26 protein-coding genes are annotated in these 25,592 nt (G+C 61.1%); 8 read left to right on the top strand and 18 right to left on the bottom strand.

Annotated elements, in window-relative coordinates; all coding sequences use genetic code 11:
• Window position 1 precedes the first annotated feature (1 nt).
• Window positions 2–664, bottom strand: coding sequence for a helix-turn-helix domain-containing protein (locus DV706_RS04675; protein ID WP_006066287.1), 663 nt, complete (start codon window positions 662–664; stop codon window positions 2–4).
• Between the two features lie 175 nt (window positions 665–839).
• Between DV706_RS04675 and DV706_RS04670 the strand changes: the two genes are divergently transcribed.
• The 4 genes from DV706_RS04670 to DV706_RS04655 all read left to right on the top strand — a co-directional run bounded on the left by DV706_RS04670 (window position 840) and on the right by DV706_RS04655 (window position 3,934).
• Entirely contained in the window at window positions 840–1,517 is a 678-nt protein-coding gene (locus DV706_RS04670) for a DUF2306 domain-containing protein (protein ID WP_006066288.1), read from the top strand.
• A 159-nt stretch (window positions 1,518–1,676) separates the two neighbouring features.
• Window positions 1,677–2,909: a proteasome-activating nucleotidase Pan2 gene (gene pan2, locus DV706_RS04665; protein ID WP_006066289.1), complete on the top strand. Its 1,233-nt coding sequence runs from the start codon at window positions 1,677–1,679 to the stop codon at window positions 2,907–2,909.
• Between the two features lie 63 nt (window positions 2,910–2,972).
• Window positions 2,973–3,452 (top strand): pyruvoyl-dependent arginine decarboxylase, encoded by a 480-nt coding sequence (locus DV706_RS04660; protein ID WP_006066290.1) that lies wholly within the window; start codon window positions 2,973–2,975, stop codon window positions 3,450–3,452.
• Window positions 3,453–3,535: 83 nt separating this feature from the next.
• Window positions 3,536–3,934, top strand: coding sequence for a DUF5811 family protein (locus DV706_RS04655; RefSeq protein WP_006066291.1), 399 nt, complete (start codon window positions 3,536–3,538; stop codon window positions 3,932–3,934).
• Between the two features lie 213 nt (window positions 3,935–4,147).
• Here the strand turns inward: DV706_RS04655 and DV706_RS04650 are convergent, their stop codons facing one another.
• The 11 genes from DV706_RS04650 to ahaH form a co-directional block, all read right to left on the bottom strand.
• Entirely contained in the window at window positions 4,148–4,546 is a 399-nt protein-coding gene (locus tag DV706_RS04650) for a DUF6276 family protein (protein WP_006066292.1), read from the bottom strand.
• A gap of 18 nt (window positions 4,547–4,564) precedes the next feature.
• On the bottom strand, window positions 4,565–5,284 hold the full coding sequence (locus DV706_RS04645) for a V-type ATP synthase subunit D (RefSeq protein ID WP_049889804.1): 720 nt from the start codon (window positions 5,282–5,284) through the stop codon (window positions 4,565–4,567).
• A gap of 142 nt (window positions 5,285–5,426) precedes the next feature.
• Window positions 5,427–7,040 (bottom strand): long-chain-fatty-acid--CoA ligase, encoded by a 1,614-nt coding sequence (locus tag DV706_RS04640; RefSeq protein ID WP_006066294.1) that lies wholly within the window; start codon window positions 7,038–7,040, stop codon window positions 5,427–5,429.
• Between the two features lie 158 nt (window positions 7,041–7,198).
• Window positions 7,199–8,617 (bottom strand): ATP synthase subunit B, encoded by a 1,419-nt coding sequence (locus DV706_RS04635; protein WP_006066295.1) that lies wholly within the window; start codon window positions 8,615–8,617, stop codon window positions 7,199–7,201.
• A gap of 2 nt (window positions 8,618–8,619) precedes the next feature.
• On the bottom strand, window positions 8,620–10,383 hold the full coding sequence (locus DV706_RS04630) for an ATP synthase subunit A (protein WP_006066296.1): 1,764 nt from the start codon (window positions 10,381–10,383) through the stop codon (window positions 8,620–8,622).
• A 4-nt stretch (window positions 10,384–10,387) separates the two neighbouring features.
• Window positions 10,388–10,717, bottom strand: coding sequence for a V-type ATP synthase subunit F (locus DV706_RS04625; protein ID WP_006066297.1), 330 nt, complete (start codon window positions 10,715–10,717; stop codon window positions 10,388–10,390).
• Complete coding sequence (locus DV706_RS04620; protein ID WP_006066298.1) at window positions 10,714–11,781, bottom strand: V-type ATP synthase subunit C; 1,068 nt, start codon at window positions 11,779–11,781, stop codon at window positions 10,714–10,716. Before DV706_RS04620 ends, DV706_RS04625 begins: the two co-directional genes overlap by 4 nt.
• Window positions 11,778–12,359 (bottom strand): V-type ATP synthase subunit E, encoded by a 582-nt coding sequence (locus DV706_RS04615; RefSeq protein ID WP_006066299.1) that lies wholly within the window; start codon window positions 12,357–12,359, stop codon window positions 11,778–11,780. Before DV706_RS04615 ends, DV706_RS04620 begins: the two co-directional genes overlap by 4 nt.
• Window positions 12,360–12,381: 22 nt before the next feature.
• Window positions 12,382–12,645: a hypothetical protein gene (locus DV706_RS04610; RefSeq protein ID WP_006066300.1), complete on the bottom strand. Its 264-nt coding sequence runs from the start codon at window positions 12,643–12,645 to the stop codon at window positions 12,382–12,384.
• 5 nt (window positions 12,646–12,650) lie between these two features.
• Window positions 12,651–14,864, bottom strand: a complete 2,214-nt coding sequence (locus tag DV706_RS04605) for a V-type ATP synthase subunit I (protein WP_006066301.1) — start codon at window positions 14,862–14,864, stop codon at window positions 12,651–12,653.
• On the bottom strand, window positions 14,851–15,183 hold the full coding sequence (gene ahaH, locus DV706_RS04600) for an ATP synthase archaeal subunit H (protein ID WP_006066302.1): 333 nt from the start codon (window positions 15,181–15,183) through the stop codon (window positions 14,851–14,853). Before ahaH ends, DV706_RS04605 begins: the two co-directional genes overlap by 14 nt.
• 157 nt (window positions 15,184–15,340) lie before the next feature.
• On the opposite strand from ahaH, the gene DV706_RS04595 reads away from it, so the two are divergent.
• Window positions 15,341–15,964: a methyltransferase domain-containing protein gene (locus DV706_RS04595; protein ID WP_006066303.1), complete on the top strand. Its 624-nt coding sequence runs from the start codon at window positions 15,341–15,343 to the stop codon at window positions 15,962–15,964.
• Between the two features lie 37 nt (window positions 15,965–16,001).
• On the opposite strand, the gene DV706_RS04590 is transcribed toward DV706_RS04595, so the two are convergent.
• Both DV706_RS04590 and DV706_RS04585 read right to left on the bottom strand, forming a co-directional pair.
• Window positions 16,002–16,508: a type IV pilin gene (locus tag DV706_RS04590; protein WP_006066304.1), complete on the bottom strand. Its 507-nt coding sequence runs from the start codon at window positions 16,506–16,508 to the stop codon at window positions 16,002–16,004.
• A gap of 72 nt (window positions 16,509–16,580) precedes the next feature.
• Complete coding sequence (locus DV706_RS04585) at window positions 16,581–17,783, bottom strand: DUF7096 domain-containing protein (RefSeq protein ID WP_006066305.1); 1,203 nt, start codon at window positions 17,781–17,783, stop codon at window positions 16,581–16,583.
• Between the two features lie 212 nt (window positions 17,784–17,995).
• Here DV706_RS04585 and DV706_RS04580 point away from each other — a divergent pair, with 212 nt between their 5' ends.
• Window positions 17,996–19,342, top strand: a complete 1,347-nt coding sequence (locus DV706_RS04580; RefSeq protein WP_006066306.1) for a helix-turn-helix transcriptional regulator — start codon at window positions 17,996–17,998, stop codon at window positions 19,340–19,342.
• 325 nt (window positions 19,343–19,667) lie between these two features.
• Here DV706_RS04580 and DV706_RS04575 read toward each other — a convergent pair whose 3' ends face one another.
• Window positions 19,668–20,663 carry a radical SAM protein gene (locus DV706_RS04575; protein ID WP_006066307.1) on the bottom strand — a complete coding sequence of 332 codons (996 nt, stop codon included), beginning with the start codon at window positions 20,661–20,663 and terminating at the stop codon, window positions 19,668–19,670.
• 134 nt (window positions 20,664–20,797) lie between these two features.
• On the opposite strand from DV706_RS04575, the gene DV706_RS04570 reads away from it, so the two are divergent.
• Window positions 20,798–21,928, top strand: a complete 1,131-nt coding sequence (locus DV706_RS04570) for a DUF373 family protein (protein ID WP_006066308.1) — start codon at window positions 20,798–20,800, stop codon at window positions 21,926–21,928.
• A gap of 86 nt (window positions 21,929–22,014) precedes the next feature.
• Here DV706_RS04570 and DV706_RS04565 read toward each other — a convergent pair whose 3' ends face one another.
• From DV706_RS04565 to DV706_RS04555, 3 genes are all read right to left on the bottom strand, one after another.
• Window positions 22,015–22,857, bottom strand: a complete 843-nt coding sequence (locus DV706_RS04565; RefSeq protein ID WP_006066309.1) for a polyprenyl synthetase family protein — start codon at window positions 22,855–22,857, stop codon at window positions 22,015–22,017.
• Window positions 22,858–23,119: 262 nt separating this feature from the next.
• Complete coding sequence (locus tag DV706_RS04560) at window positions 23,120–24,073, bottom strand: electron transfer flavoprotein subunit alpha/FixB family protein (RefSeq protein WP_006066310.1); 954 nt, start codon at window positions 24,071–24,073, stop codon at window positions 23,120–23,122.
• Window positions 24,070–24,861, bottom strand: coding sequence for an electron transfer flavoprotein subunit beta/FixA family protein (locus tag DV706_RS04555; protein WP_006066311.1), 792 nt, complete (start codon window positions 24,859–24,861; stop codon window positions 24,070–24,072). Before DV706_RS04555 ends, DV706_RS04560 begins: the two co-directional genes overlap by 4 nt.
• A 205-nt stretch (window positions 24,862–25,066) precedes the next feature.
• Here DV706_RS04555 and DV706_RS04550 point away from each other — a divergent pair, with 205 nt between their 5' ends.
• Window positions 25,067–25,534 (top strand): TRAM domain-containing protein, encoded by a 468-nt coding sequence (locus DV706_RS04550; RefSeq protein WP_006066312.1) that lies wholly within the window; start codon window positions 25,067–25,069, stop codon window positions 25,532–25,534.
• Window positions 25,535–25,592: the final 58 nt, after the last annotated feature.

Raw genomic sequence — 25,592 nt, 5'->3', positions numbered from 1 at the left:
CTCACCGCGGGCGGTCGACGTCGTCGAATCGACCGCCGGAAGCGCCCGTCAGCGCTTGCGTCAGAATCCGCCGTTCGCCACGACGGAGAATCCCGCTTGCCGTCGACTTATCGATCCCAAGGTCCGACGCGAGTTCGGCGAGCGTACACTCTCGCGGGACGTCGAAGTAGCCCGCCCGGAGTGCTGCCTCGAGCACTGTTTGTTGCCTGTCGGTGAGTAGACCGCCCGTTTCTCGGGTTTCGACGCACGACAGGAGTTCGTATCGGTAGTCGATTGCATCAAGCGCGTTGCAAAGGCGGTCGAACGCGGTGTTCGTGCCGGTGAAATCCAGCACGTACCATCCGTTTCGAACGTCGATCGGAAACTCCGGCGGGAAAGCGGAATCCTTGATGAAGGCGTAGAGATCCGTATCAGTCGTCTCGTACTTCGCGAGTGATCGATCGTCGGTTACCTCGAGTCGCTGATAGCTCTCGATCGACGGGTGGGCCGCGATCCGCTCCGAAATGGGGCGTGGCTCTCTGGCGATGACCTCACCGAGTTCAACCGCCGTCTCGCCCATCTGGACGCCGGTCAGTAATCGGAACGTCGCGTCGGGAAACGCCTGTGACAGGTCAGTCACCCAGATGCCCTCCGGGAGCTGAATCCGAAACGATGCTGTGATCATTCCGTTCTGTTTCGTATTGGTGCCCACTGTACCAATCGCTTTGGGTCAGAGTGCCAGCCGCGTCGGCTGCCACGCGGGATCGCCAACATGTTGGGGGAAGCTATTCCCTGCGAGTCGTCCAGTCCATAGCCATGCTCGAGAGACGAACACGGGTCGACAGACGCGAGGTGTATCGATGACGGGCGAGAGTGAACTCAACTCGCTGCTCGCTGATCCGCTTCTTTCCATCCACATCGTCGCGGGAGTCGTGGCGCTCGGGGCGGGGCTTGGCGCGATCGTGACACGAAAGGGTGGCAGGCGACACAACGTCGCCGGGAAGTGGTACGTGCTGTCGATGGTGATCGTCGTTGTGACGGCGCTTCCGCTCGCTGGCCGAGACGAAAACTGGTTTCTCCTCGCGATCGCCGTGTTCAGCGGCTATCTGGTGTTTGGGGGGTATCGGGTAATCGCACGCCGACGGGCTGGGCTGGCAGCACCGACGGGGATCGATTACGCTGGCCACGGAACGATGGTGCTTATCGGGGGTCTGATGCTGGTCGCAGGCGGCTGGCAAACGATCACTGGGCCAGTCGGACTGGCACCTGCTCTGGCCATGTTCGGTGCTATTGGAGCCGGGTTCGCCATCCGCACGCTGGACGAACTCCGCTCGCCGCCAGCGGATCGCCGCCCGTGGCTCAGTTCGCACATCGGGTTCATGGGTGGTGCCTATATCGCGACCGTGACCGCTGCGATCACGGTCAACCTCACGATGATCCCGGCGCTGGTCCGCTGGTTGGGGCCAACGGCGATCGGTGTCCCGTTTCTCATCTACGCGATTCGGGTCTGGGAACCACAGCCCACTTCCACGCGGTGACCGCTTGTCCGTTCGACATCCCCCAGTCGGTCCCTTGTAATCCGCGCTGCAGGGCTGCGAACGGGAGAAACGCCGCCGACGGCGTCAGACTGGTGGCGCAAAAACCGTCCGCGACCCAAAGGCACATTTATCGTGGGGGACTTACCAGCGTACGTCAGGATGTCTCGAAGCCCGTCTATTCCAGACCGACCTCACCGCGATATCGATCCCGATCTCCCCGACGATGAGCGGCTCGAGGCGCTCCGCGGGCATTATGCCGATCTCGTGGACGTCAATGAACAGCTCTCCGAACAACTCGAGAACGCCGAAGACCGTCGCCGGAAACTGCGCGAGCGCGCCGACCGCGTCGAGCGCGAAAACGAGACGCTCAAAAGCTCCTCGCTATACATCGCGACCGTCGAGGACGTCCTCGAGAACGACGAGGTAATCGTCAAACAGCACGGGAACAACCAGGAGGTGCTCACCGACGTCTCGCCGCGCATTCTCGAGCAGGTCAGCGCCGGCGACCGCGTCGCCGTCAACGACTCGTTTGCGATCCAGACGATCTTGGACGCCGAAACCGACGCGCGTGCCCAGTCGATGGAGATCACCGAGAAGCCGGCGGTCACCTACGCGGATATCGGCGGAATCGACGAACAGATCCGCGAAGTTCGTGAGGCTGTCGAACAGCCACTCGCCGAACCCGAACTGTTCGACGAAGTCGGTATCGAGCCGCCAAGCGGTGTGTTGCTGTACGGCCCACCGGGCACCGGCAAGACGATGCTCGCCAAAGCGGTCGCTCACGAGACCGACGCGACTTTTATCAAGATGGCTGGCTCGGAACTCGTCCGCAAGTTCATCGGCGAAGGCTCCCGGCTCGTCCGCGATCTCTTCGAGATGGCCCGCGAGCGTCAGCCAGCGATCATCTTTATCGACGAGATCGACGCAATCGCAACCACACGCACGGAATCGAAGACCTCCGGCGACGCCGAGGTCCAGCGGACGATGATGCAACTGCTCTCCGAGATGGACGGATTCGAGGCCCGCGGTGAGATCCGCATCATCGCCGCGACGAACCGATTCGATATGCTCGACCGCGCCATCCTTCGTCCCGGCCGGTTCGACCGCCTCATCGAGGTGCCCGAACCCGACCGCGACGGCCGCGAACAGATTCTCCAGATTCACACCCGCGGCATGAGCGTCTCAGACGCCGTCGACTTCGAGGTGCTGTCCGAAGAGACTGAGGGGTACTCCGGTGCCGAAATCGAAAGTCTCGCCACCGAAGCCGGGATGTTCGCTATCCGCGACGACCGTGACGAAGTCAACCACGGCGACTTCCTCGAGGCCTTAGAAAAGATCGAAGACGATGACTCGAGTGACGTCATTTCCTCGGCTGGCTACTTCTACCAGTAAGACTCCTGAACCGTTTCGTTGTTGGATCGCAACGCCTTACGCTGTCCATCCCCGAACACGGATATGAGTCTGATTCGAGTCGTCTGGGGATCGGCATCTGCGCCGACCGAAATGGCCTCCTACGACGCTGCACTCGCAGCGGCAGGCGTCGAAAACTACAATCTCGTCTCCGTCTCGTCTGTTATTCCGGCTGCGACCGCTGTCGAAGCCGTCGGCACCGCACCCGACCTCGGCCCCGCTGGCGAACGGCTGACCGTCGTCGAGGCTCGAGCCACCACGGCCGGCCCGGGACAGGTGTCCGCCGCGCTCGCGTGGTCCCAAGCCGTCGACGACGGGCCGGGACTGTTCTACGAAGTTGCGGGCGAAACTGACGCCAACGACGTCGACCGGCGCGTCCACGAGGGGCTGCGTGCAGGACAGGAGCTGCGTGACTGGGAGTTCACCGAGCCGAACGTCGTCGTCGAGAGCGAGCAGGCCGAGTCAGGAACGTACACGACAGCGCTCGTACTGGCTGTGTACGGCGACAGCGAGCCGATTTGCTAGTCTGTGACAAGTCGCCTCGTCTGGATTGTCTGAAGGCGAATCCTTTTTACCCGTCAGCGCATTGGTCCGGGTACACACTTCTCATGAACGGAAATACGCCGTACGCAGGGCTGCCGGGAGAAACTGGTGCTGGTCAGCGTGCCGCGGCGGACGTTCCGGACCTCTCGAGGGCACAGAAACGTCTGCTTCACCGTGATGTCTCGCGAATCGCTGCTCGAACGCGAGAGTTCCTCCCCGATGAATACGTTGTCGACTCCGATATCTCCAGTGGGCTCACCGGTCCACAGGTCACCGTCGCCGTCCGACCGCCGATCGGCCACGCCGTCAGTGCTGGCTTTACCCCCGACGTCGAAGAGGTCGCAGCCGCTGAAGAACTCATCACTGCCGCCGAACGCGACGAGGTCGCCCGTGGCCTCGCTGCAAGCGCTGCACTGCAGGTCAAACAGGCCGTCAGTGACGGCGTCACCCCGACTGCGAAGTAACTCCACGCTCGGTTCTCGGGCATCGCGCCCACACGTTTTCACCGACCAGAAAGCTGTGGCTATCACCGACTGTCGTAGCCACTGACCGTCAGTGCGCACCCGAACGCACGACAGCTGTGCGGTCGGGTACAACCAGTTTCAGTTGTTACTATCGCTACTCAGTGTCGCGGCTCCGGAGCCCCCGACGTGGCCACTCGAGTCGCCATTGCGAACTCAGTACAGCAGCTGCTCGAGTTGGTGTCGTCGTCGCTCGAGGTCGATCGCTGGCTCCACCGTGGGATCAGCACTGAGCCGGTCGAGAACCAACAGCGGGTCCGTTCCCGCCCGCTCGACGTCCTCGAGTAGCGTCTCGATCGCTGACCGGTTGGTCGCAAGCGAGGAACACAGCCCCAGTGCAAGCGCCAGTGGGACCGCTGCGTTCGCCGCCGTCGGAAACGCATCGCTGACGCGCGTAAAATCCGGCTCGCCAGCGGGGTCGACCGACGCGGCCGCCTCGACGGTGAGACAGCGCGGACAGAGCGTTGTGACTGTCGCGTTCGCCGGCGTATACTGTCGATACGATTCGGGGACCGAAAAGACGATCGTCGACGTTCCACACTCTGAACAGGCCATCGTCGGTCTCAGACGCGCTCAGTCGTCGCCAGCGGGTGCCTGTTCGAGTTCCGACTCGTCGGCCTCCTCGGCCTCGGCGGCTTCTGCTTCAGCCTCCCGCTCTGCTTTCTCCTGTTGTTCTTTCTTCTCTTTGATCTTCTTCAGGCGGAAGGTCTCCTCGCGTTCCTGTTCCTCGAGTTTCTGCTCGATGTACTCCTGGTTCTCGTAGAGGTCGGGCAGGAGTTTGAACTCGAGTGCGTTGACACGGCGCTTGGTGGTCTCGATCTCTTTGAGCATCTTCTTCATCGCCGTCTCGACTTCGGCGGCGAGGATGATGCTCTCCAAGAGGTCTTCGTAGGCTTCGGCGGCTTCGTCGATACGGGCGGATGTGCCCATGATCCCGTAGCCACGCTGATCTAAGCTCTTCGAGACCCGCGAGGACTCGATCTGTGGGACGACGACGCCCATGATGTTTTTCGACTCGGTGGTGATCTCGGGGTGTTCCTGCAGTGCAGCCGCGGCCCCGCGAACGGCGACGTCGCCTTCCATGGCTCGAGCCATATTGATCTTCTTCTGGGCCGAGTTGTAGTCGTCGGCTAAGTCACCGCGGACGTCCTGGGCTTTGTCCAGGATGTCCATAAACTCCATAATCAGCCCGTCCCGTTTCTTCTCTAAGGTGCCATGCCCGCGCTCGGAGAGTTCGATCCGATCCTCGATCTCCATCAGGTTCTTGCGGGTGGGCTTGACGTCCTTGGCCATCTTGTGGGGGGATTGAGCCCCCAGTCGGATAACTGTTTACAGTTTTTTGCGTCGTGAGCCGGTGCCACGCCTCGACGGCTCCCCCCTTGCCATGCACCGAGTCGCCGCTGCCGACCGGCTCAGCCGCGCGCTGGACGCGGCGTTATCCCTGCCCGACCATCTGGTCTTCGTCTTCCCACTCCTCCTCGCGAAGTTCGTACTTCTGGACCTTCCCTGTCGCCGTCGTCGGCAGCTCCTCGACGAACTCGATTCGGTCGACGGTCTTGTAGCTCGCGAGGTTTTCACGGGTGAACGCAACGAGATCGTCTTCGGAGATACCGGGCTCGTCGGGGTCGCCACTCGTCGGGACGACAAACGCCTTCGGCGTCTCGCCCCACTTCTCGCTCGGGGACGGGATAACCGCCACATCCGAGACTTCGGGGTGGTCAAACAGCGTGTCCTCGAGTTCGATACTCGAGATGTTCTCGCCGCCGGAGATGATGATATCCTTTTTGCGGTCCTGAATCGCGATCATGCCGTGTTCGTCGACCGTCGCGAGGTCGCCGGTGTGGTAGTAGCCCTCGATGCGGTCGGAGAAGGCTTCCTCGGTCTCTTCGGGCTTGTTCCAGTATTTTTCCATGACCTGGTTGCCCTTGACGACGACCTCGCCGATCGATTTGTCATCTTGGGAGACGTCCTCGCCGTCCTCGTCGACGACGCGAATCTCGGTCCCGAGGAACCCAAGCCCCTGGCGTTTCTTGACCGCGAACCGGTCGTCGCTGTCCGCTTCGAAGTGTCGACCGGCGTCGGAGGTCGCGATCAGCGGCCCCGTCTCGGTCGCCCCGTAGACGTGTTTGAGATACCACCCGAACTCGTCTTCGATGGTCCGGATCGTGGCTTCCGGCGGCGCGCTTCCTGCAGTTGCGATCCGAACGTCGTTTGCACCGCTCGTCTCGATGTCGTTGTCGCCGTAGTAGTCGATCAGCATGTTGAGCACCGTCGGCGCGGCACACATGTAGGAGACGTTCTCCTCGCGGACGGTCTCGAAGATCCACTCGGCATCGATCCCGCGGGTACAGACGTGTTTGGCCCCCATGCCAGTGATGGCGTAGATATGACCCCAGCCGTTGACGTGGAACATCGGCAGCGTCCACAGATAGACGTCGTCGTCGCTGATCCCCTGATGGGTCGTGGTCAGATAGGCGTGGATCGTCTCCCCGCGGTGGGTCCGACAGACGCCTTTCGGATCACCCGTCGTCCCCGAAGTGTAGTTGATCGTGATGATCTCCTCTTCGTCCATCTCCGGACGGTCGTACTCCGTTCCGGCATCCTCGAGGACCGCGTCGAACGCCTCCCACTCTCCATCGACGGCGTCGGCGTCGTTCGTGATGAACGTCTCCGTCGGCACCTCCTCACGGATCGGCTCGATCTTCTCTGCGTACGCATGGTCGGCATAAACCACGTCGACGCCCGCGTCCTCGAGGATGTATGCGAAGTCATCGGGGGTCAGCCGATAGTTCAGCGGCGTGTGGACCGCGCCGATCTGCATCGAGCCGTATGCGGCCTCGAGATGGTAGTGCGTGTTCGGGTCCAACACTGCGACGCGATCTCCTTTCTCGATCCCACGCTCTTGAAGCGCTGCCGAGAACCGATCGGCCCGCTCGCCGAGCTCGTTGTACGTGAACCGTTCCCCTGTTGTGGCGACAACCGCCTCACTGTCCCCGTAATGCGTTCGCGCTCGATCTAAGAACTCCGGCACGAGCAGTGGCTTGTGCATATGTGCCATGTTCTGCCACCGGGTATACGATTGTTTCGATATATTACACCGTCGTCATATTGTCAGGCCAACACGAATCCGCCCCGGGACATACGCGTGTCTCGGCAGTGCCGTGTCCATCGATAAAAAACGGGTTCCGCGGGAAATTGAGGGAGTGGTCAGTCGGCCTGAACCGCTTCGGCTTCCTCGGTGTCTTCGCGGTAGTGCTCTTCGATGAGGTCCTCGTCGATACGGTTGAGCGCCTCTTTCGGGAGGTCCGACAGCAGATCCCAGCCGAGTTCGATCGTGTCGTCGATCGAGCGGTTGGTGTCGTACCCCTGCTCGACGAACTCCGTCTCGAAGCGGTCTGCGAAGTCGAGATACTTGTTGTCCAGTTCGGACAGCGCCTCGCGACCGACAATGTTCACGAGGTCGCGAAGGTCTTCACCCTCTGCGTAGGCGGCGTACATCTGGTCGGAGACGTCAGCATGGTCACCGCGAGTGAGACCCTCACCGATCCCGTCGTCCATCAGCCGCGAGAGGCTTGGCAGGACGTTGATCGGCGGCTCGATACCCTGACTGTTGAGGTCCCGATCCATCACGATCTGACCCTCGGTAATGTAACCGGTCAGGTCCGGAATCGGGTGGGTGTCGTCGTCGCCGGGCATCGTCAGAATCGGAATCTGGGTGACCGATCCTTCCTTCCCCTCGATTCGACCGGCACGCTCGTAGAGCTGTGCCAGGTCAGTGTACATGTATCCGGGATAGCCACGTCGGCCCGGAACCTCCTCACGTGCGGCACCGATCTCACGAAGCGCCTCACAGTAGTTCGTGATGTCGGTGAGGATGACGAGCACGTGGTAGTCCTTCTCGAATGCGAGGTACTCGGCCGTGGTGAGCGCGAGTCGCGGCGTGACCGTCCGCTCGACTGCGGGGTCGTCCGCGAGGTTCATGAAGACGACCGATCGCTCGAGTGCACCCGTGCGCTCGAAGTCGTCCATGAACTCGTTTGCCTCTTCTTGCGTGATTCCCATCGCACCGAAGATGACTGCGAACTCCGAGCCATCTTCGTCGTCGCCTTCCTCTTCTTCCGGCACGGTTGCCTGCCGGGCGATCTGGAGTGCGAGGTCGTTGTGGGGGAGTCCAGAGCCAGAGAAGATCGGCAGCTTCTGGCCACGGACCAGGGTGTTCATCCCGTCGATACCGGAGACACCGGTCTGGATGAACTCTTCGGGGTACTCCCGGGAGAAGGGGTTGATTGCTTCGCCAACGATGTCTTCACGGGATTCGGGGACGATCTCCGGACCGCCGTCGATCGGCTGTCCGGACCCGTCAAGCACCCGACCGAGCAGGTCCTCGGTGACGGGCATCTTCATCGTCTCGCCGAGGAATCGAACGGACGCGTTGCGGTCGATACCGCCCGTCCCTTCGAACACCTGGATCGAGACGAGTCCCTCGCTCGATTCCAGCACCTGTCCGCGGAGTGTTCGTCCGTCGTCGGTTTCGATCTCGACGATTTCGTCGTAGCCGACTGGTTCGTCGACTTCGGCGAACACCAGCGGGCCGCTGATCTCAGTGATTGTCTGGTATTCTTTCATGGTTAGTACAGACTCCGAATCTGTTCTTCGAGATCCGATTCGAGTTCGTCAATGAACTCGTTCCACTCATCGGACGTGTTCATCCGGTTCAGGCGTGGCGTGGCATCGACATCCTGAATCTCCTCGACTGGGACGCCTGCCTCGAGTGCATCGAAGGCTTCGTCGTTGAACGTCTTGATCGCGAGAAGCATCCGGTAGGTCTTTTTCGGTTCACAGTAGGTGTCGACGTCGTGGAACGCGTTCTGCTGGAGCCATGCCTCACGCAGGTAGCGTGCGACTTCCAGCGTGAGCTGCTGGTCTTCCGGCAGCGCGTCTTTCCCGACGAGCTGGACGATCTCTTGGAGTTCGTCCTCCTCGTCCAGCACGTCGACGGCCCACTGACGGACCTCCGGCCAGTCTTCTTCGACGTTCTCTCGGAACCACGGGTCGAGCTGCTGTCGATACAGCGAGTACGACTCGTTCCAGTTAATCGATGGGAAGTGCCGACGCTCTGCGAGGTCGGCGTCCAGTGCCCAGAACGTCTTGACGATACGCAGGGTGTTCTGAGTCACTGGCTCGGAGAAGTCGCCACCAGGTGGCGAGACAGCGCCAATCGCCGTCACCGAGCCTTCGGTCCCGTTGATGTTCTGGAACTTGCCGGCACGCTCATAGAACTCCGAGAGCGAGGCGGCCAGATACGCTGGATACCCTTCTTCGCCGGGCATCTCCTCGAGTCGGCTCGAAATCTCACGCATGGCCTCTGCCCACCGGGAGGTGGAGTCGGCCATCAGTGCGACGTCGTAGCCCATGTCACGGAAGTACTCCGCGATGGTGATTCCCGTGTAGATACAGGACTCACGGGCTGCGACGGGCATGTTGGACGTGTTTGCAATGAGACACGTCCGAGACATGAGCGGCTTGCCGGTCTTCGGGTCTTCCAGCTCAGGGAAGTCCTCGATGACCTCAGTCATCTCGTTGCCACGCTCACCACAGCCGACGTAGACAACGATGTCCGCGTCGGCCCACTTGGCGAGCTGGTGCTGGGTAACCGTCTTCCCGGAACCGAACGGGCCGGGAATCGCGGCCGTCCCACCTTTGGCGATCGGGAAGAGACCGTCGAGAATGCGCTGGCCACTGACCAGCGGTACCGTCGGCGTTTCCTTCGTGTCAGCAGGGCGGGCCTGTCGAACGGGCCACTCCTGGTGCATCGTGATCTCCTCGCCGGAGTCGAGTTCGACGACGACTTCGTCGACCGTGAACTGGCCGCTCTTGACCGACGTGACGTCGCCACCCTCGTAATCCGGTGGCACCATCACCTTGTGGGTGATGCTTTCGGTCTCGGGGACTTCGCCGACGATGTCTCCGGATTCGATCGTGTCGCCTTCGTCGACGGTTGGCGTAAACTCCCACTCCGTCTCGAAGTCGATACCGGGGGCGTCGACCCCACGGTCCAAAAAGGCCGTTCCCATCTTCTCCTCGAGGACGTCGAGTGGACGCTGGACACCGTCGTAGATGGCGTCCAGAACACCCGGTCCGAGGTCGACGCTCAGGGGCTCGCCCGTGTTCTCGACGGGTTCGCCCGGCCCAACGCCGGAGGTTTCTTCGTAGACCTGAATTGTGGTCAGGTTCCCTTCGATCTCGATGACCTCTCCCATCAGCCCTTCGTCGCCGACGTAGACGACGTCGTTCATCCGGGCGTCGAGGTCCGCAGCGGTCACGACTGGACCGCTCACGCTTTCGATTACACCGTCTTCGTCGACGGTTTCGATGTCTTCTGCCTGGCTCATAGTGTTACTCGCTGTCTTCTTCCATTAGGTCGATACCGATCGCACGCTTGATCTGCTCGCGCAGTCCGCCGCCACCGGTTCCGCTTCCGATGGTGACGACGACCGGTTCGACGCTCGTTTCGACGGTCTGGCGCACGTTTCGCGACAGATACTCGAGGTCGTCGTCGTGCATGACGACGATCCCGACTCCCTCGTCATCGAGGACGTCAGTGACGGCATCGTCGAGCTCCGCTCCTTTGTCGTCGTCCGGGACGTTCTCGAACCGGCGGACGCCCGCAAGACGGAAGCCGGTCGTAAACTCCGGACTGCCAACGACTGCGATTTCCTGGCTCATAGGATCACCAGCTCTTCTTCGATCTCGCTCTCGTCGAGGCCGACTTCTCGACCGCGCGCGATCGCACGGATGTTTTCGACCTCACGTTCTTTCGCGAGGATGTACGACAGCACGGCCGAGACGGAGGCCGGGTAGATGCTCGAGAGCGTATCCGCGTACTCGAGCAATGCAGCGTCTAGTGCGTGCTCGAACTGGATAAGGCTGTCAGCATCGCGCAGCCGATCCATCGCTCCGGAGAGTCGCTTGCCGTAGCGTTTGTTCTCGCCGATGTGATCGACGAGCGCGTCGTAGTCGTTGACGAGACGGTTCAGTTCCGACTCGCCGAACAGGACGCCGCCCTCGATGTAGTAGGACGCGGGGTCGAGGTCGGCACCGCTGCGAGCGAGTCGCAGGGCGTTCCGGGCGTTCCGGAAGTCAATTTCGGCCTGCAGGAACTCAACGTACTTCGCCTCCGGTCCCTCCTGGGGCTCGGCTACCGGACCGCGGGAGAGGTCGTCGAGCAAGTGCTCGTAGAACTCTCGGTCCAGTGCGTTCTCGAGCGGGACGAGCGCACCGGTCTCTTCGAACTCCTCGTAGGCGTCGGAGAGGGGCTCGTAGTAGATCGTCCGGTTGAGGACTTCGATTGCGTCCTCGATCGTGTCGACCTCGAGCACGCGATCGATCGTTCCTTCCTCGAGTTCGCCGGCCATGATCAGGTCCGTCCGGATCTCCTCGGGATCGGTTTCGGTGTAGATCCCGCGAATAATCGTTTTCAGGTTCCAGACGTCGAACTTTCGCAGGTAGCGCGAGATGAGGTCGTACAGTCGTCCGTTCGACCAATCAAGCAGATCATGGAAGTGTTTCGCGAGATTCCGGTTCAGCGCGTACTCGATCAGGTCGACTCCCGAAAAGCGCGCGCCGAGTTCGTTGATCTCGCGTTCGTACTCCGACTCTTCCATGAACCGTGCGATCCCGCTCGGCCCCATCCGGATCAGCTTCCGATAATCTTCGTCCGCGAACAGCGAGGCTCGGCGTGACCGAACGCGAGCGTTCACGTATTCCGGATTTGAGGCACCTACACTCATTGCTCGAAGAGTTGGTTGCTGATTGTCCGGAGGTTATCTTCCCAGACGTCCTCTAAGACCGAGTCGAACGTGTTGTTCACTCGGACTCGGGACTGCTCGCTCTCGACGACGACGCCACCGAGACAGTCGTACTCGCCGGCAAACGAGTAGCCATCGTACGACTCGAGGATCTCCTCGAGGAGTTCCTCGTCGCTGGCGCGACCGTAGACACTGACGTCGTCGTCAGCGTCGAACTCGTCGCTTGCAGCATCGAGCAGGGTCTGCGTCAGCTCTTTGCGGCTGTCTCCCTCGAGGGAAGCGAGCTCGTCTTCGACCTGGTCGTGGACGTCGCCGAGGACGTCACGGCGGGCCTCCAGACGCTTCTGTTTCGCCTCCAGTTTGGCGCTGGAGAGTCGCTGTTCACGCAGCTGCTCGATCTCGCGCTCGACATCTTGCGCTGCGTCGTCGACGATCTCCTCGGCGTCCTCCTCGGCGGCCGATTCGATCTCTTCGGCGCGCGCTTCGCCCTCGGCACGGATGTCCTCCGCACGCGCGTGGGCCTCTTCTCGAATGTCTTCTACGACTGTGTCCAAACTCATTGGTAAGAGAAGGGGTGCGGTTTTAGACGACGAAGACGACGACCAGTGCCAGGATCACGAGCGTCTCAGGAAGGACGGTCATGATCAGACCTGGGACGAACATGTCGTCGTCCTCGGCGATTGCGCCGACTGCGGCTGCGCCGATACCACGTTCTGCGTATCCTGCTGCGAGTGCAGCGAGACCGACTGCGAGTGCCGCAGCACCCTCGTTCTCGAGGGTTGGGCCGCTCATTTCTTCTGCTTGCAGTGCGAGTTCCGCCAGTTCTGGTGCGTTTTCAATTGCCATGTTAGTTAGTCCTCACTGTGATTTCGATCGGTTCCGAACGGTTCGTAGTTCTTTCCACCGCCTTCATAAAACTTCCCAAAGAACTCCACGTACTCGAGCCTGATACCCTGCAATCCGGCACTTGTGATACCAAGTAGCAGGACCACAATGTGGCCGAGTACCAGGACGAGGATGCCGACGATGAACGCGCCGATCGCGGTAACGCCATCACCCATGTGGAAGAGTCCTTCGAACATTACCTCTCCATCTGCCGGGCTGTATCCGGTCCAGGGTGCCAGGAAGGGCCGGTCGCCCTCCGCCGTCTGGATCCCACCGAACACGAGCAGGTTGACGACGAACGCCATCCCACCCTTTGCGAGCAGGACTGCTGCCATTCGGGTGTAAGAGACGACGTGCGCGAACGGGATCGCGAACTCGGCGAGTTCGACGGGGTCACCGAGTGCGAGCAGGACGAGTCCGATAATGACCAACAGGAACGGCAGGGTCAGCTCGAACCCGCCTGCAATCGGCAGTTCGACGAGCGTCATCATCGGGAAGCCATCGAAACCGAAATCGAAGGCTGCGCCGTCGAAGGTGGTAAACAGGAAGTCGGGTTTGACGTCCGCTGCCTGTGGTGTGAACACCCAGATCCAGATCCCGTTGAGCATCAGCATCCACGAGCCACTGTGGGTAAGCGCTCCCCAGAGGCCGTGGCCGTGCTGGATGTTCTCGACGAAATCCAGGATGTAGCCGATGTTCAGGTGGATGACACCGAGCAGGAGGCTCACGATAAGCCATCCTAACGCGAAGTCAAGCGTGGCTGGTGAGAGTCCTTTATCTCCCAACGGTGGCCCACCGTCTCCGAAGACGATGTAACCGAGTTCGTGCGTTCCGAACACCTCTCCGAGCAAGAACCCAAAGAGGATGGTGAACCCACCACACCACATCGCGATACCACCGAGACTCGTGATCCCGGGGCTATCGAAGCTCTGGTACATGTAGAACCCGATCAGCACGTACAACAGCCCGTAGCCGATGTCACTGATCATGAACCCGAAGAACAGCGGGAACGTCAGGAACATGAAGATCGTCGGATCGAGTTCGTTGTACTTCGGCCGGTTAACCGCCTGCACGAGCGTTTCGAACGGTTTGGCAGCCGACGGGTTCTTCTGGATCGTCGGTGGCTGATCGTCCATCGTGACGGTCGAGCCACCGTCGGTGACGGCTTTCTGCTGTTTGCCGTCGTCTTCGGTTTCCGCTGTTGGCTGCTCGTCGTCTGCAACCGTCTCGTGGTGTGAGCCACCGTGTCGGTCGTAGCTCGCGCGCTCGAGTTCTTCGATTTCGACACTCTCTCCGACTGCGTTCTCGAGTGTCGAGGCGAGTCGCTCGTACTCATCGCTGGGGATCCATCCCTCAGCGATGAACGCGCGATCCGTCGTCGCGAACTGCAGCGGTGCCTCTGCACGCTGTACCTCGATGGTCAGCTTCTCTTCGACGCGAAGGAGGAAGCTGGCTTCCGCCTGCTTGATCTCCTCGAGTTCCGCGTCGATATCTTCGATTTCGTACTCGAGTTCGCGTTTGCGTTCCTCGAGTTTCTCGACGTACGCACTTGGAGTCTGTTCAGTCTCCGGCACCGGATGCCGGGTGAACTCGATCCCAACGAGCGCATCGCCGAGCGGGTCCGAGCCGGCGTCATCGGTGGGCGCGGCCACGATAGCCACGACGTCGCCACCGGTAAACAGCTCGAACGCTCGGATGTCCTCGGATGCGTCGACGGCCGCTTCGATCTGGTCTTGTGGACCTTCGCCGACGACGACAGCGACCGAGTCATACCCCGACAGCAGGTCGAGGTCGATCCCAAGCTCCGCGAAGGGAGCGACACGGGTGATCTTCTCGTCGACCTGTCGAAGCTCCTCGCGGACCTCCGCACGCTGGTCGTCGAGTTCGTTGACTCGGGTTCGAATCTCCTCGATTCGGTCTTCCCAGTCGTCTCCGAGCGTCCCCGGATCGGCCTCGTCGGCCGACAGCTCCAGGGTACTCTCGAGTGCTCGGACGGTCACCAGCTTCTCGGAGGCGGCGTCGGCACCCTCGATCGGGTTACCGTTGTCAAAGCCCTCCCAGGAGCCGTCGTAGTCCGAGAGATGGACCAGGTTCAGTCCGTGTACCGTCTCGATGACCGTGGGCATGACGCCCTTGGATCCGGTCACCGAGACCTTGCTCATCCGTTCAGGTCTGAGCATGAACGTCCTCCTGGAACAGTTCGACGACGTGGTCGGTCACTTCGTCGACACGGTTTTGGGCACGCTCGGCAAGCGCCTGGCGTTCCTGTTCACCGTCCTCGAGGACGCGTTCGCTTTCTGCATCGATCTCCTCTCGCGCCTCCTCGAGACGGCGCTCTTTGAGATCCCGCGCTTCTTGTTCCGCTTCCGTGCGAATCTCCTCGGCACGTTTCCGGGCCTCGGCTATTCGCTCGTCGCGGTCGTTTTGTGCCAATGCGACGATCTCGTCGGCTTCCTCTTCCGCCGACTTTATTCGTTCGAGAACCTCTGGCCTCGGCATACTCTAAGCAAACAGATGTTTACCAGAGCGCGTATATGGTAGTTGCGAAAGTCGTTCAGTATTTTCGGGGCGAGTCTGGACATTCCGAATCGATCGATTGCGGTTTCCATCGCCCGGAACAGCAGACATATCCCGGTCCGGTCGAAACGACTGCATAATGGGAATCCTCGAGAACAAGGCCCGGGCTCGACTGTTCTATAAGTACCTCTCGAAGGTCTACGACCAGATCAACCCCTTCATCTGGAACGAGGAGATGCGAACGGAGGCTCTCGAACTGCTCGATCTCGAGAACGACATGACCGTTCTCGACGTCGGCTGTGGCACCGGCTTTGCGACTGAAGGCTTACTCGAGCACGTCGACGAGATCTACGCGCTCGACCAGAGCGAACACCAACTCGAGAAAGCCTACGCAAAGTTCGGAAAGCGCGCACCTCCCGTCCACTTCCACCGTGGCGACGCCGAACGGCTGCCGTTTGCGACGGACACGTTCGACGTCGTCTGGTCCTCCGGCTCGATCGAGTACTGGCCGAACCCAATTCTCGCGCTCCGGGAGTTCCGTCGCGTACTGAAACCCGGTGGGCAGGTGCTCGTCGTCGGTCCGAACTACCCCGACAACGTCATTGCACAGAAACTCGCCGACTCGATCATGCTCTTCTACGATGAGTACGAAGCCGACCGAATGTTCAAAGAAGCCGGCTTCGAGGACGTCAAACACATGTTCCAGGGTCCGTCCTACGACCCCGAGGTTGCGATCACCACGATCGGGCGCGCACCCGAGTAACAGCGGCATACCTGCATCGCTGCGTTTTTTCCAGCTGTTATGTTGCCGTCGCTTCGAGCACTGCGATACGAGTGTCGTCCACGGCGAGCGTGACGGTGACCGCGTCTCCGGTCTCGATCGTCGGCTTGTTCGTGTCGGCAACCACGAGACTCCCACGCTCGCCAGCCCGCCATTCAGGATCGGTTGCCGAGTTGAACGGGCCAGTTGGCGTTCCATCGAATCCGCTTGCACCGACGAACGGGACGGGCGGCTGTTCGATCAGTTCCTGCTCATCGACCGTGATCGTTACAGACAGCTCCGAGACGTTGATCGGGTCGCCGCCGACGTGTTCGATCGTGATCCTCGAGGGGTCGCCATCGACAGCGAGGTCGAACGCTGCAGTCGGGCCACTTGACTCGAGTGAGATTGCGCCGACGCCGACGGCGACGACAGCCGCCAGAGCGACGGTGAGCGCAAGCAGAACGACGAGCCCGACGACTGGACTGATCCCGCGGTGTGACCTCGAGTAAACAGCTGGTGTCTCTGTGCTCGGACCTCCGCTCACGCACCGCTCTGGTCGCCCGTTCTAATATAAACATTCGCTCGAAACACGCGTGCCGCGTTGCGTCCTCGAGGATTAGTTGCCGACGGTGAGTTCGATACGCTCGTCTTCAGCCGTGACTGTCAGCTCGTACGATTCGGCCGGTGGAACGAACCAGATGGTTCCCTCACCGTCAGTCGTTCCGATCTCGAATCCATCGACTGCAACTGTCGCTGTCTTGGACTCGTTGGTTGTGGCGTCGGTCACCGTCAGTTTGGCCGGTCCGCTCGCTGGCGTCTCGTTGAGCGAGAGTCGGTAGTCGCCGCTGGACCAGATCGTTTCAGTCTCCGTCGGCAGCGAGGTGTGACTCAGCTCCTGTACTTCTCGGTACACCTCACCCGTTCCACCGTCGAGATACGCCTCGAGCTGGCCCTGGTCGTGTGAGGCTTCGATATGATAGAGATTTACGTCAGTGTGCTCTCTTGCCCCTGCTGACTGTCTGTTTTCGAACACCCACGGGTAGAGTTCGCCGGCGTACTCGTAGGCGTCGGAGATATCATCGAAGTCGCTTCCCCAGGCCGCCTCGCGGTTGTCGAATATGGTTGCCTCACGGATGTAGTTACTATTGATCAGCGAGAGTGCGTACCCTTCCTCTGACGTTTCGACGGTGATGACTGTTCCGTCCTCGATACCGTTAGCTGCCGACTCGAGCTGTGCTCGAACCGGGGTTCGGTGCATCTCGAGTGCGTCTTGCTGGTCTTGGATCGACAGCGAGTAGTCGTCAATTCGGTCCGTTCGATCGTCGATATGATCGAGTGCATCCGAGAGGACTGCTGCCTCGTTGTGGTTTCGAAGCACGATCTGGAGGAGTTCCGTCGTCGACAGCTGGCCCGCGGCGTGGGCTTCCACGGCAGCCTCTTCTCGCTCTTCGAGTTCGGCTGCTCGATCGATGATCCGGTCGTACACGTCGTCGACCATCGCCTCTTGTTCATCCTCACCCGCATCGTTGAACTCGCGATCAAGGATCGTATACGTGGTATAATCAGTCCGCAACTCGTCGTCCGTACTTTGGAGTACCACCCCAAGGTCGGCGCCGTACCGCACAGTCTCGCTTCTGATCTCTCCCTCGAGAGAGAGGCGATTGGTCGTCGCCTCGGCTGCGTCGTCGTCGGTCGTCTGCTCCTGTTGTTCAGCCTGCAACTGGGCTTGCATCCCATCTCCGGGACCCGCTGCGACCGGGATCGCGACGAGCGAGAAGACGAGAAGCAACGCGAGGAGGGCGGAAGTCGCGCTGTTCATCGAGCCACTGTATGAACTCTTGATACAAAAGCGGGTCGCACTCGGACGTGCTGTAATAATAACCCTTTATTCAAATTCAGCAGTGTCTTACGGCCGCTTCGTCTCGATTCGAAACCTCGTTCTCGCTGCGGAGACTGTTCACAGCCGATGGTAAGACTTTATTTTTCGATGGAAAGTGTTTTTTCCCCCGGGGGACCACCCTGTTGGTACGTATGCGGGTATCCACCGCCATTGCACTCGCCCTCACAGCCCTCCTCGCGACATCCCTGTTTGGGGCGGTGGCCGCCACACCGGCTGTAGCCGCCTCCGGACCCGAACAGACCCAGACGGCGCCAGTCGATGATCGGCCACTGATAGATTCCGCTTCAACGACACTCTCACAGACCTCCGCAACCGCACCAACTCTCACAGCGACCCAGCCTGCGCTCGATGACACCGACCCAGACCAGGTTATTCGGATCTCTGTCGGTGACACCGGTGACGCACAGTGGACCATCGAGAGTCGCTTCCTCCTCACTGACGACGACGATGAGGAGGCGTTTACCGAGTACGCTGACGAGGTGACGAGCGGTCAACGAGATGCTGTGTACGATGTCCAGCAGTTCGAACCGTTCCGCCAGGACGCTCAACAGGCGACCGACCGCGAGATGAGCCTCGAGAACGCAGGCTGGGACGAGCCACAGATCGTCTCACCCGAGGACGCGGGTCTCAGTGAGCAGCAACTCCCCGAAACCGACGAGGACTCGTCAGTCCGTGTGGGCGTGATCACCTACTCGTTTACTTGGACGAACTTCGCAACCATTGATGAGGATCGGATCTATTTCGGTGACGCTTTCGAGACCGAGAGTGGTGTGTGGTTTTCGCTGACTGATACCCAGCGTCTCGTCGTCGAATCGCCGTCGAACTTCGCCCTCGAGACGCCGACCTCCCTCGAGTGGACTGGGCCCCACGAGTTCAGCGATGATGAACTCCAGATCGTCTTCGTCCGCAGCGCTGGCGCTGGCGGTGGTGTCGCGCCGCCACCTGCGATGTCAGAGTGGTTGATCGCTGGCGTCGTTGGGCTCATGTTCGCCGTCGGCATCGGGAGCTATCTTCTTGCGCGGCGGCCACAGGTCGAGCTCCCACCACCGGCCGATCGGCTCCGCGAGCGTGTCATGGCCCTCGGCATCGTCCGTCGACTCCGCCCACGTACGGGAGACGACCAGTCCCATCCCGAGTCAGGGACGACGGATACCGACGGGGGTTCCTTCGAGACCGCAACGGGCCCAGTTGACAGTGCTCCACCTGGTGGGGCTGGCACACAACTCGAGTTCGAAGAGGAGTTCGACGACGGGGTCGATCCAGAGCTCTTGAGCGATGAGGAACGTGTCCTCCGACTGCTCAAACAAAACAGTGGCCGGATGAAACAGGGCTCGATCGTCTCGGAGACCGGCTGGTCGAACGCCAAGGTCTCACAACTGCTCTCACAGATGGACGAAGACGATGAGATCGAGAAGCTCCGGATCGGCCGCGAGAACCTCATTACGCTTCCCGACGTCGACCCAACCGAGATCAACTGATCGGCCACTCGGCGGGCGTCGTTCTCGGTGGAACTGATCTACAGGTTGCACAGGGCGAGTACCTCGAGGCGTGACTCCGAGTCAGTTCACACTGAACGAGGACTTCAGCAGAGACGACTGAAAGAGAGCGGAGCCACCAGAGCCCGCCGCTCTCGTAGCCGCTCACGAGCCGTTGGCTCGAGTGCCTGCTCTCTCCCGGGCACACTGCCCGGCACGAGCGGGGCTCGCTTCGGCCTCGGCGGACAATCTGGAGCCGAAAACCAGTCGATCGCTGAGCAGCCGGGGAATCGAGAAAACCGCTTCGTCCGTGAGGGCAGGGAGAATGTCAGGCCAACGGCGTTCGCTCGACGACCTGCCCATCGTAGCTTGGATACTGCTCGACGATTTCGCCGTCCTCGAGGTCGCCCGCTTCGATCATCTCCTCTAAGAGCCACCAGGCGACTTCGACGTGGTTCGTTTTGACGGTGTAGAACTCCTCTGGGACGCCAAGCGCCTCGAATCGCTCGGGGTCGGCGTACGTCTTGCCATAGACGAGCGTGCCGTCGTCGGTGACGTCGTCGAACTCCCGGCGGACGTTGCGAGCCATCCGTTTCAGCCGACGGCGGTGCTGGGCGGCGTCTTTGAAGACAGAGGTACAGAAGTAGACCCGCTCGTGGTCACCCATCACGTCGAGGATGCCGTCGCGGTCGTTGTCGACGGCGCTCATGTGGTCTTCTTTGAGTTCGTACCCTTCCTTCTGCATTCGGCGATAGTTCCCGTCGCTCATCTCGAACTCGTTGACGTTACAGAACTCGGCTGCCCCCTCATCGAGGAACTCGAGGAACTCCGTTTCGGCGCGGATACCGGGAATCTCGAACGCGGGCGTCAGTCCCTCCTCACGGGCGATATACAGGATGTCTTCCCACTCGGTTCCATGAAGGTCGCCCCACTGCTCGAGTGGCGGGTGGAACCGAATCTCATCGAGGCCGGCCTCCGAGAGGCGGCGCATGTTCTCGCGGCCGCCCGTGATGCCGGTGTAGAGGTGGGTGTGGTGGTCCTCGCCGAACTCGTCTTTGAGCAACTCGAGGTAGTGACAGGTGCGCTCGAGGGCTTCCTGGGGTTCGCCGCCGGTGATCGAGGTCCCCAGTGCATCCATCCGGTGGGCTTCCTCGAGGACGTCTTCGTCGCGTTCGACCTGTCGCTCGTTAGCGTAGACGTCGGTAACGTTTTTGCGGTTCTCACCGAGCGGGCAGTAAAAGCAGTCACGCTGGTCGCAGTAACCGTAGACGAACAGCACCATCTTGCCACCTTCCGCGCACTGCTCACAGCCCTTCGAGATCATTCAACGTTACGTACTGGGCCAACTCACAAAAGCCGTGCGAAACGACCGTGCCGGGCCTGTCGGCCTCGTGTGTCGGTGTCGCATTCTGTCGTCCCCAGAAGATGGAAATACCCTGCGCTCGAACGTGTGATCCAATGCTGTTGGTCCTCTGTGTTGATCTGGACGACGATCTTGGCCGTAAAACCGGCTTTTCGACGCCAGTTATCGGCCGCGAGTCGGCGGAAGCGGCAGCCGTCGCGCTCGCGACCGCGGACCCGGAGGACTCCGATGTCAACGTGATTTTCCAGGGACTGCACATCTACGACGACCTCGATGCGCGCGACGAGAGCGTCGAGGTTGCTGTCGTCACCGGCAACGACGACGGCGACGTCAGCGCCAACCGCGAAGTCGGGGACGAGGTCGATACTGTCCTCGCAAGTCTCTCGACTGCCGAGGACGTGACCGCGCTCGTCGTCACCGACGGCGCGCAGGACGAATCCGTCATCCCGATTATTCGCTCTCGAGTCCCGATCGATGGCGTCCGTCGCGTCGTTGTCCGGCAGGCCCAAAACCTCGAATCGATGTATTATACGATTAAACAGGTGTTGAACGATCCCGAAACGCGCGGGACCGTGTTGATCCCGCTCGGTATCCTGCTGCTCATCTACCCGCTTGCGTTGATCGGGACCGTCCTCGAGATGCCGGGTTTCGTGCTCGGAACGACCTCAGCACTGCTCGGTCTGTATCTCATCTCCCGCGGGCTGGGGCTTGGGGACCGGCTCGACGACGCTGTCGAGCGCGCCCGTCGGTCGTTGTACGCCGGCCGGACGACGCTACTCGCTTACGTCGTCGCCGCGACGTTACTCGTCCTTGGCGGTGTCAGTGGGATGAACACCCTCGAGGACGTACAGCACACGACTCCTGGCGAAGTCAGTGTCCCAGTCATGCTCGCTGCAGTCGTCTACGGCTCGATCCAGTGGCTCGCTGCGGCGGGTGTGACGACCAGTCTCGGCCAGATCACCGACGAGTATATCGCCGGCACGCTCGAGTGGCGGTATCTCAACGCGCCTTTTTATGTCCTCTCGATCGCCGTCGTCCTCTATGCGGTGAGTGCTTTCTTCCTCGATGAGGTCGGGATCAGCTATCTAGCAGCAGCGCTGACGGCTGGTACGCTTCTGGGGATCGTGAGTACGCTCACCTTTGCCGTTGCCGAATCCAGACTGTCCGATGTGGGCACCGACGATCAGGAGACAGACAGCGAGACGCGGCAACTGGGCCGCGTCTGATAGGGCGTCTCGTAGCCAACCGGACCTTCCGAGGCCCGGCCGTCAGCGGTCTGTCGTTGGAGAACGCCGACGACAATCCCTCTGAGTTATCGCTCGCGCTTAACCACGAACTCCGCGAGTTCGACCAGGTAATCTCTCGCTGCCTGATCTGCGACCTCGACACGATCTAAGGCCTCGATTGCTCGATCGGACTCGGCTCGAGCGCGGTCGTTGGCTTCGTCGGCGGAGAGATCGGTCACCTGGACGACCGATGGTCGCTCCAAGGCAGCGTCGTGGCCGGTCGGTTTGCCCAATTCGTCGGGGTCGGCGACCGCATCCAGAACGTCGTCTCTGATCTGGAAGGCGATCCCGACCCGCTCGGCGTACTCGCCGAGGGCCTCGACGGTCACTGGGTCCGACCCGGCAGCGATCGCTCCGAGTTCGGCAGCGGCCCGAAAGAGTGCGCCGGTCTTCCGGCGGGCCAGTGTCATATACTCCGCTTCGCTCTCCGGCTTTGCTGACAGCTCTGTCGCCTCGCCGACTCCGAGTTCGACCATCGCTTCGGCGACGACCTGCATTGCGTCAGGGTCGGCAGAAAAGAGGGCAAACGCCTCTCCAAGTAGGCCATCACTCGAGACGATCGCTGGGCCGTAGCCGAACTCGGCCCATGCGCTGGTCGTCCCTCGGCGCAGTTCCGAGCGGTCAATGATGTCGTCGATGACCAGCGAGGCGCTGTGGACGAGTTCGATGCCGACACCGAAATCGACCGCCTCCTCGGCGGACCCACCGACGGTTTCACAAGCTAACAGCGTCACCATCGGTCGGACGCGCTTGCCTCCCGACAGCGCTGTGTGGCGAACTTCCTCCCTGAGCGTGTCCGGCTCGAGGCCATCGACCACCTCGACGAGACGCGCTTCGATCAGCGCCCGACGACGCTCCAGACGTTCCATTGCCAGCGCTTAGGACGGGGGTAAAAAGTAGGTGACGGATCACAATCCAGATTTTCTTCTCGCGGTCGTGTTTGTCACGTCTGTGTGAACGTCGATTGGCGTTAGTACAACGCGCCCGCCGGCGGCGCTCGTGTGTAACCCGATCGAATGGTTCGCTCCGTTCAGTTTGACCCGTGGGACTCGCGGGTCGTATCTCCCCGTTCGAATCGCTCGGTAATCACTCGTAGACCTGCCTCGATCAAGAAAAGCTGGGAGCGTCCAGTTACTGGAACTGCTCGGTCAGCGCCGGCACGACATCGAAGAGGTCGTCGTGGATCGCGTAGTCGGCGATGTCCATGATCGGTGCGTTGGGGTCCGTGTTGATCGCGACGATCGTATCGGAGCCTTTCATCCCAGCAACGTGCTGAACCGCACCGGAGATACCGATGGCGATGTAGACGTCAGGGGTGACGACTTTCCCGGACTGGCCGACCTGCCGGTTCTTCGGCAGCCAGCCGTTGTCGACGATCGGGCGCGACGAGGAAACCGTCGCGTCGAGCGCCTCGGCGAGCTCCTCGATGAGTGGGATGTTGTCCTCCTCTTCGATCCCGCGGCCGACGGAGACGAGCACGTCCGCCTCGCTAATGTCGACGTCGCCGCCGCCGACTTCCTCGAAGCCGGTGACAGTCGAGCCGATCGCATCCTCGTCGATGTCGGCGTCGAAGGCCTCGATCGAGGCGTCGCCGGTGCCTTCGGCTTTCGGCCACTCGGCGCTTCGGATCGTGACAACCGCGTCGCCCTCGAGTTCGTTCGTCGTCTCGACTTTGCCACCGTACATCTCGCGGGTGGCGATCAGCGTCTCGCCGTCGGTCTCGAGACCGACCGCGTCGGTGACGATCGGGAGATCGAGCTCGTTGGCGACAGCAGGCGCGTAATCGAGGCCGTTGACGCTGTTTGGCGTGACGACGTACTGTGGGGCGAGCTCGTCGTAGAGCTGCGTGATCGTCTGGGTGTAGATGTCGTGGTTGAACTCCTCGCCGTGGTCGACGGTGTGGATGGCGTCGACGCCTTCGCGGTTGAGGCCGTCTGCAAACTCGTCGACAGTCCCGCTAATGACGGCCAGATGGAGGTCGCCACCGGTCTCGTCGGCGAGCTCTCGGCCCGCGGTGATGATCTCGTAGCTGACATCGCGCAGTTCGCCACGGCGGTGGTCGGTAACTGCAAGAACGTCCGTCATTGTGCCACCCCCTTCTCGCGAAGCAGTTCACCCAGTTCCGCGGCGGCCTCGTCGGCGCTGCCTTCCCAGACCGTCACGTCACTTTCGCTCTCAGGTTCGTACATGTCCGTCAGCTCGAGTTCGGATTCGACTGCGCTCTCGTCGACGCCGATGTCGGCGAGACCCTGCACGTCGAGTTCCTTTCGCTGGGCCTGTCGAATACCACGCAGGCTCGCATAGCGGGGCTCGTTGATCCCCGTCTGGATCGTCAGGACCGCAGGCAGATCGATCTCGGTGAGTTCCTCGACACCACCCTCAAGTTCACGCCGCACAGCGGCGATACCGTCCTCGAGGTCGTGCTCGAGGTGGTTGACAACGGCTCCCCACTGGGCGTCGATCTCTTCGGCCAGCGAAACGCCGGTCGCACCGAAGCTGTCGTCGCCGGCCTGCACGCCCGTCAGTACGAGGTCGGGGTCCTCTGCCTCGACGACGGCGCTCAGAATCTCCGTCTTCGCGTTCACGTCGAGCAGGTCGACGCCCTCGAGTGCGTCGTCCCAGACACGGATGGCGCGGTCGGCACCTTTTGCGAGCGCCTGACGGATGGTCTGCTCGCAGTCTTCTGGACCGATCGTGACCGTGACGACTTCGTCTGCGATTCCAGCTTCCTGGAGCTGAACTGCCTCTTCGATGGCGTAGTCGTCCCACTCGTTGAGATCGGCACCGAGATACTGGTCTGCGATCTCAGTCCCCTCGATCTCGAACTCGTCTTCGACGGTCGCGACTTCTTTGACCGTAACGAGGATTTTCATCATCTATCACTGCAACGTCCGTACCGTAAACCTTTTCGAAACGCCCCGTCAGATGGGTTCCGTTCATTTACTAATTGTTGCGTATTACTTCCTTTTGCATTACGCATTCTACCGTGAAACAGATGGTGTTACGGGCGTTTTCGGTTGCGGCGGTTTCGATTCAGAAGACGGAAACGGTTTAACGGCGCCGCTGGTAGTACGCCGTATGGCAGACTGTCCACTTGCCGACGACTGTCCGAGCTTTTCAGAACGGATCTCTGGAATGGGGTGTCAACATTACGGTGACCGGGGTGGCAAGGAGTGGTGTAAACACTACAGCCAGCCGATCGAGGATCTCAAAACACAGCCGGTCAAATCCGGCGAAGAAGTGATCATCGATGTCGTCGACATGCACGAAAGCGGGGCCGGTGTCGGTCGGACCGAGGACGGCTTTATTGTGATGGTTGATGGTGTCTTGCCGGAAGCGCGTGCTCGCGTCGAAATCACTCGCGTGCACAGCAATCACGCACGCGCGAAAGAACTCGAGTTGCTGCCGATGGATCCAGACGACGAGGCAGACTCCGACGAGACAGATTCTGCAGACGAAGAGGGTTCGGACACCGACGCCGACGAATCCGACGAGAAAACCCGTCGCGAACGGCTCGGAAGCCGCGATAACTTCTGGGGCTCGTAATCCTCGAGTGCGTTCCGACGAGTGGACAGTTCACTGGAGCACGCTCGACATTTTCAGC

The organism is Natronorubrum bangense (assembly GCF_004799645.1).
GTDB lineage: Archaea > Halobacteriota > Halobacteria > Halobacteriales > Natrialbaceae > Natronorubrum > Natronorubrum bangense.
This window is presented reverse-complemented; position numbering and strand designations above follow the sequence as displayed.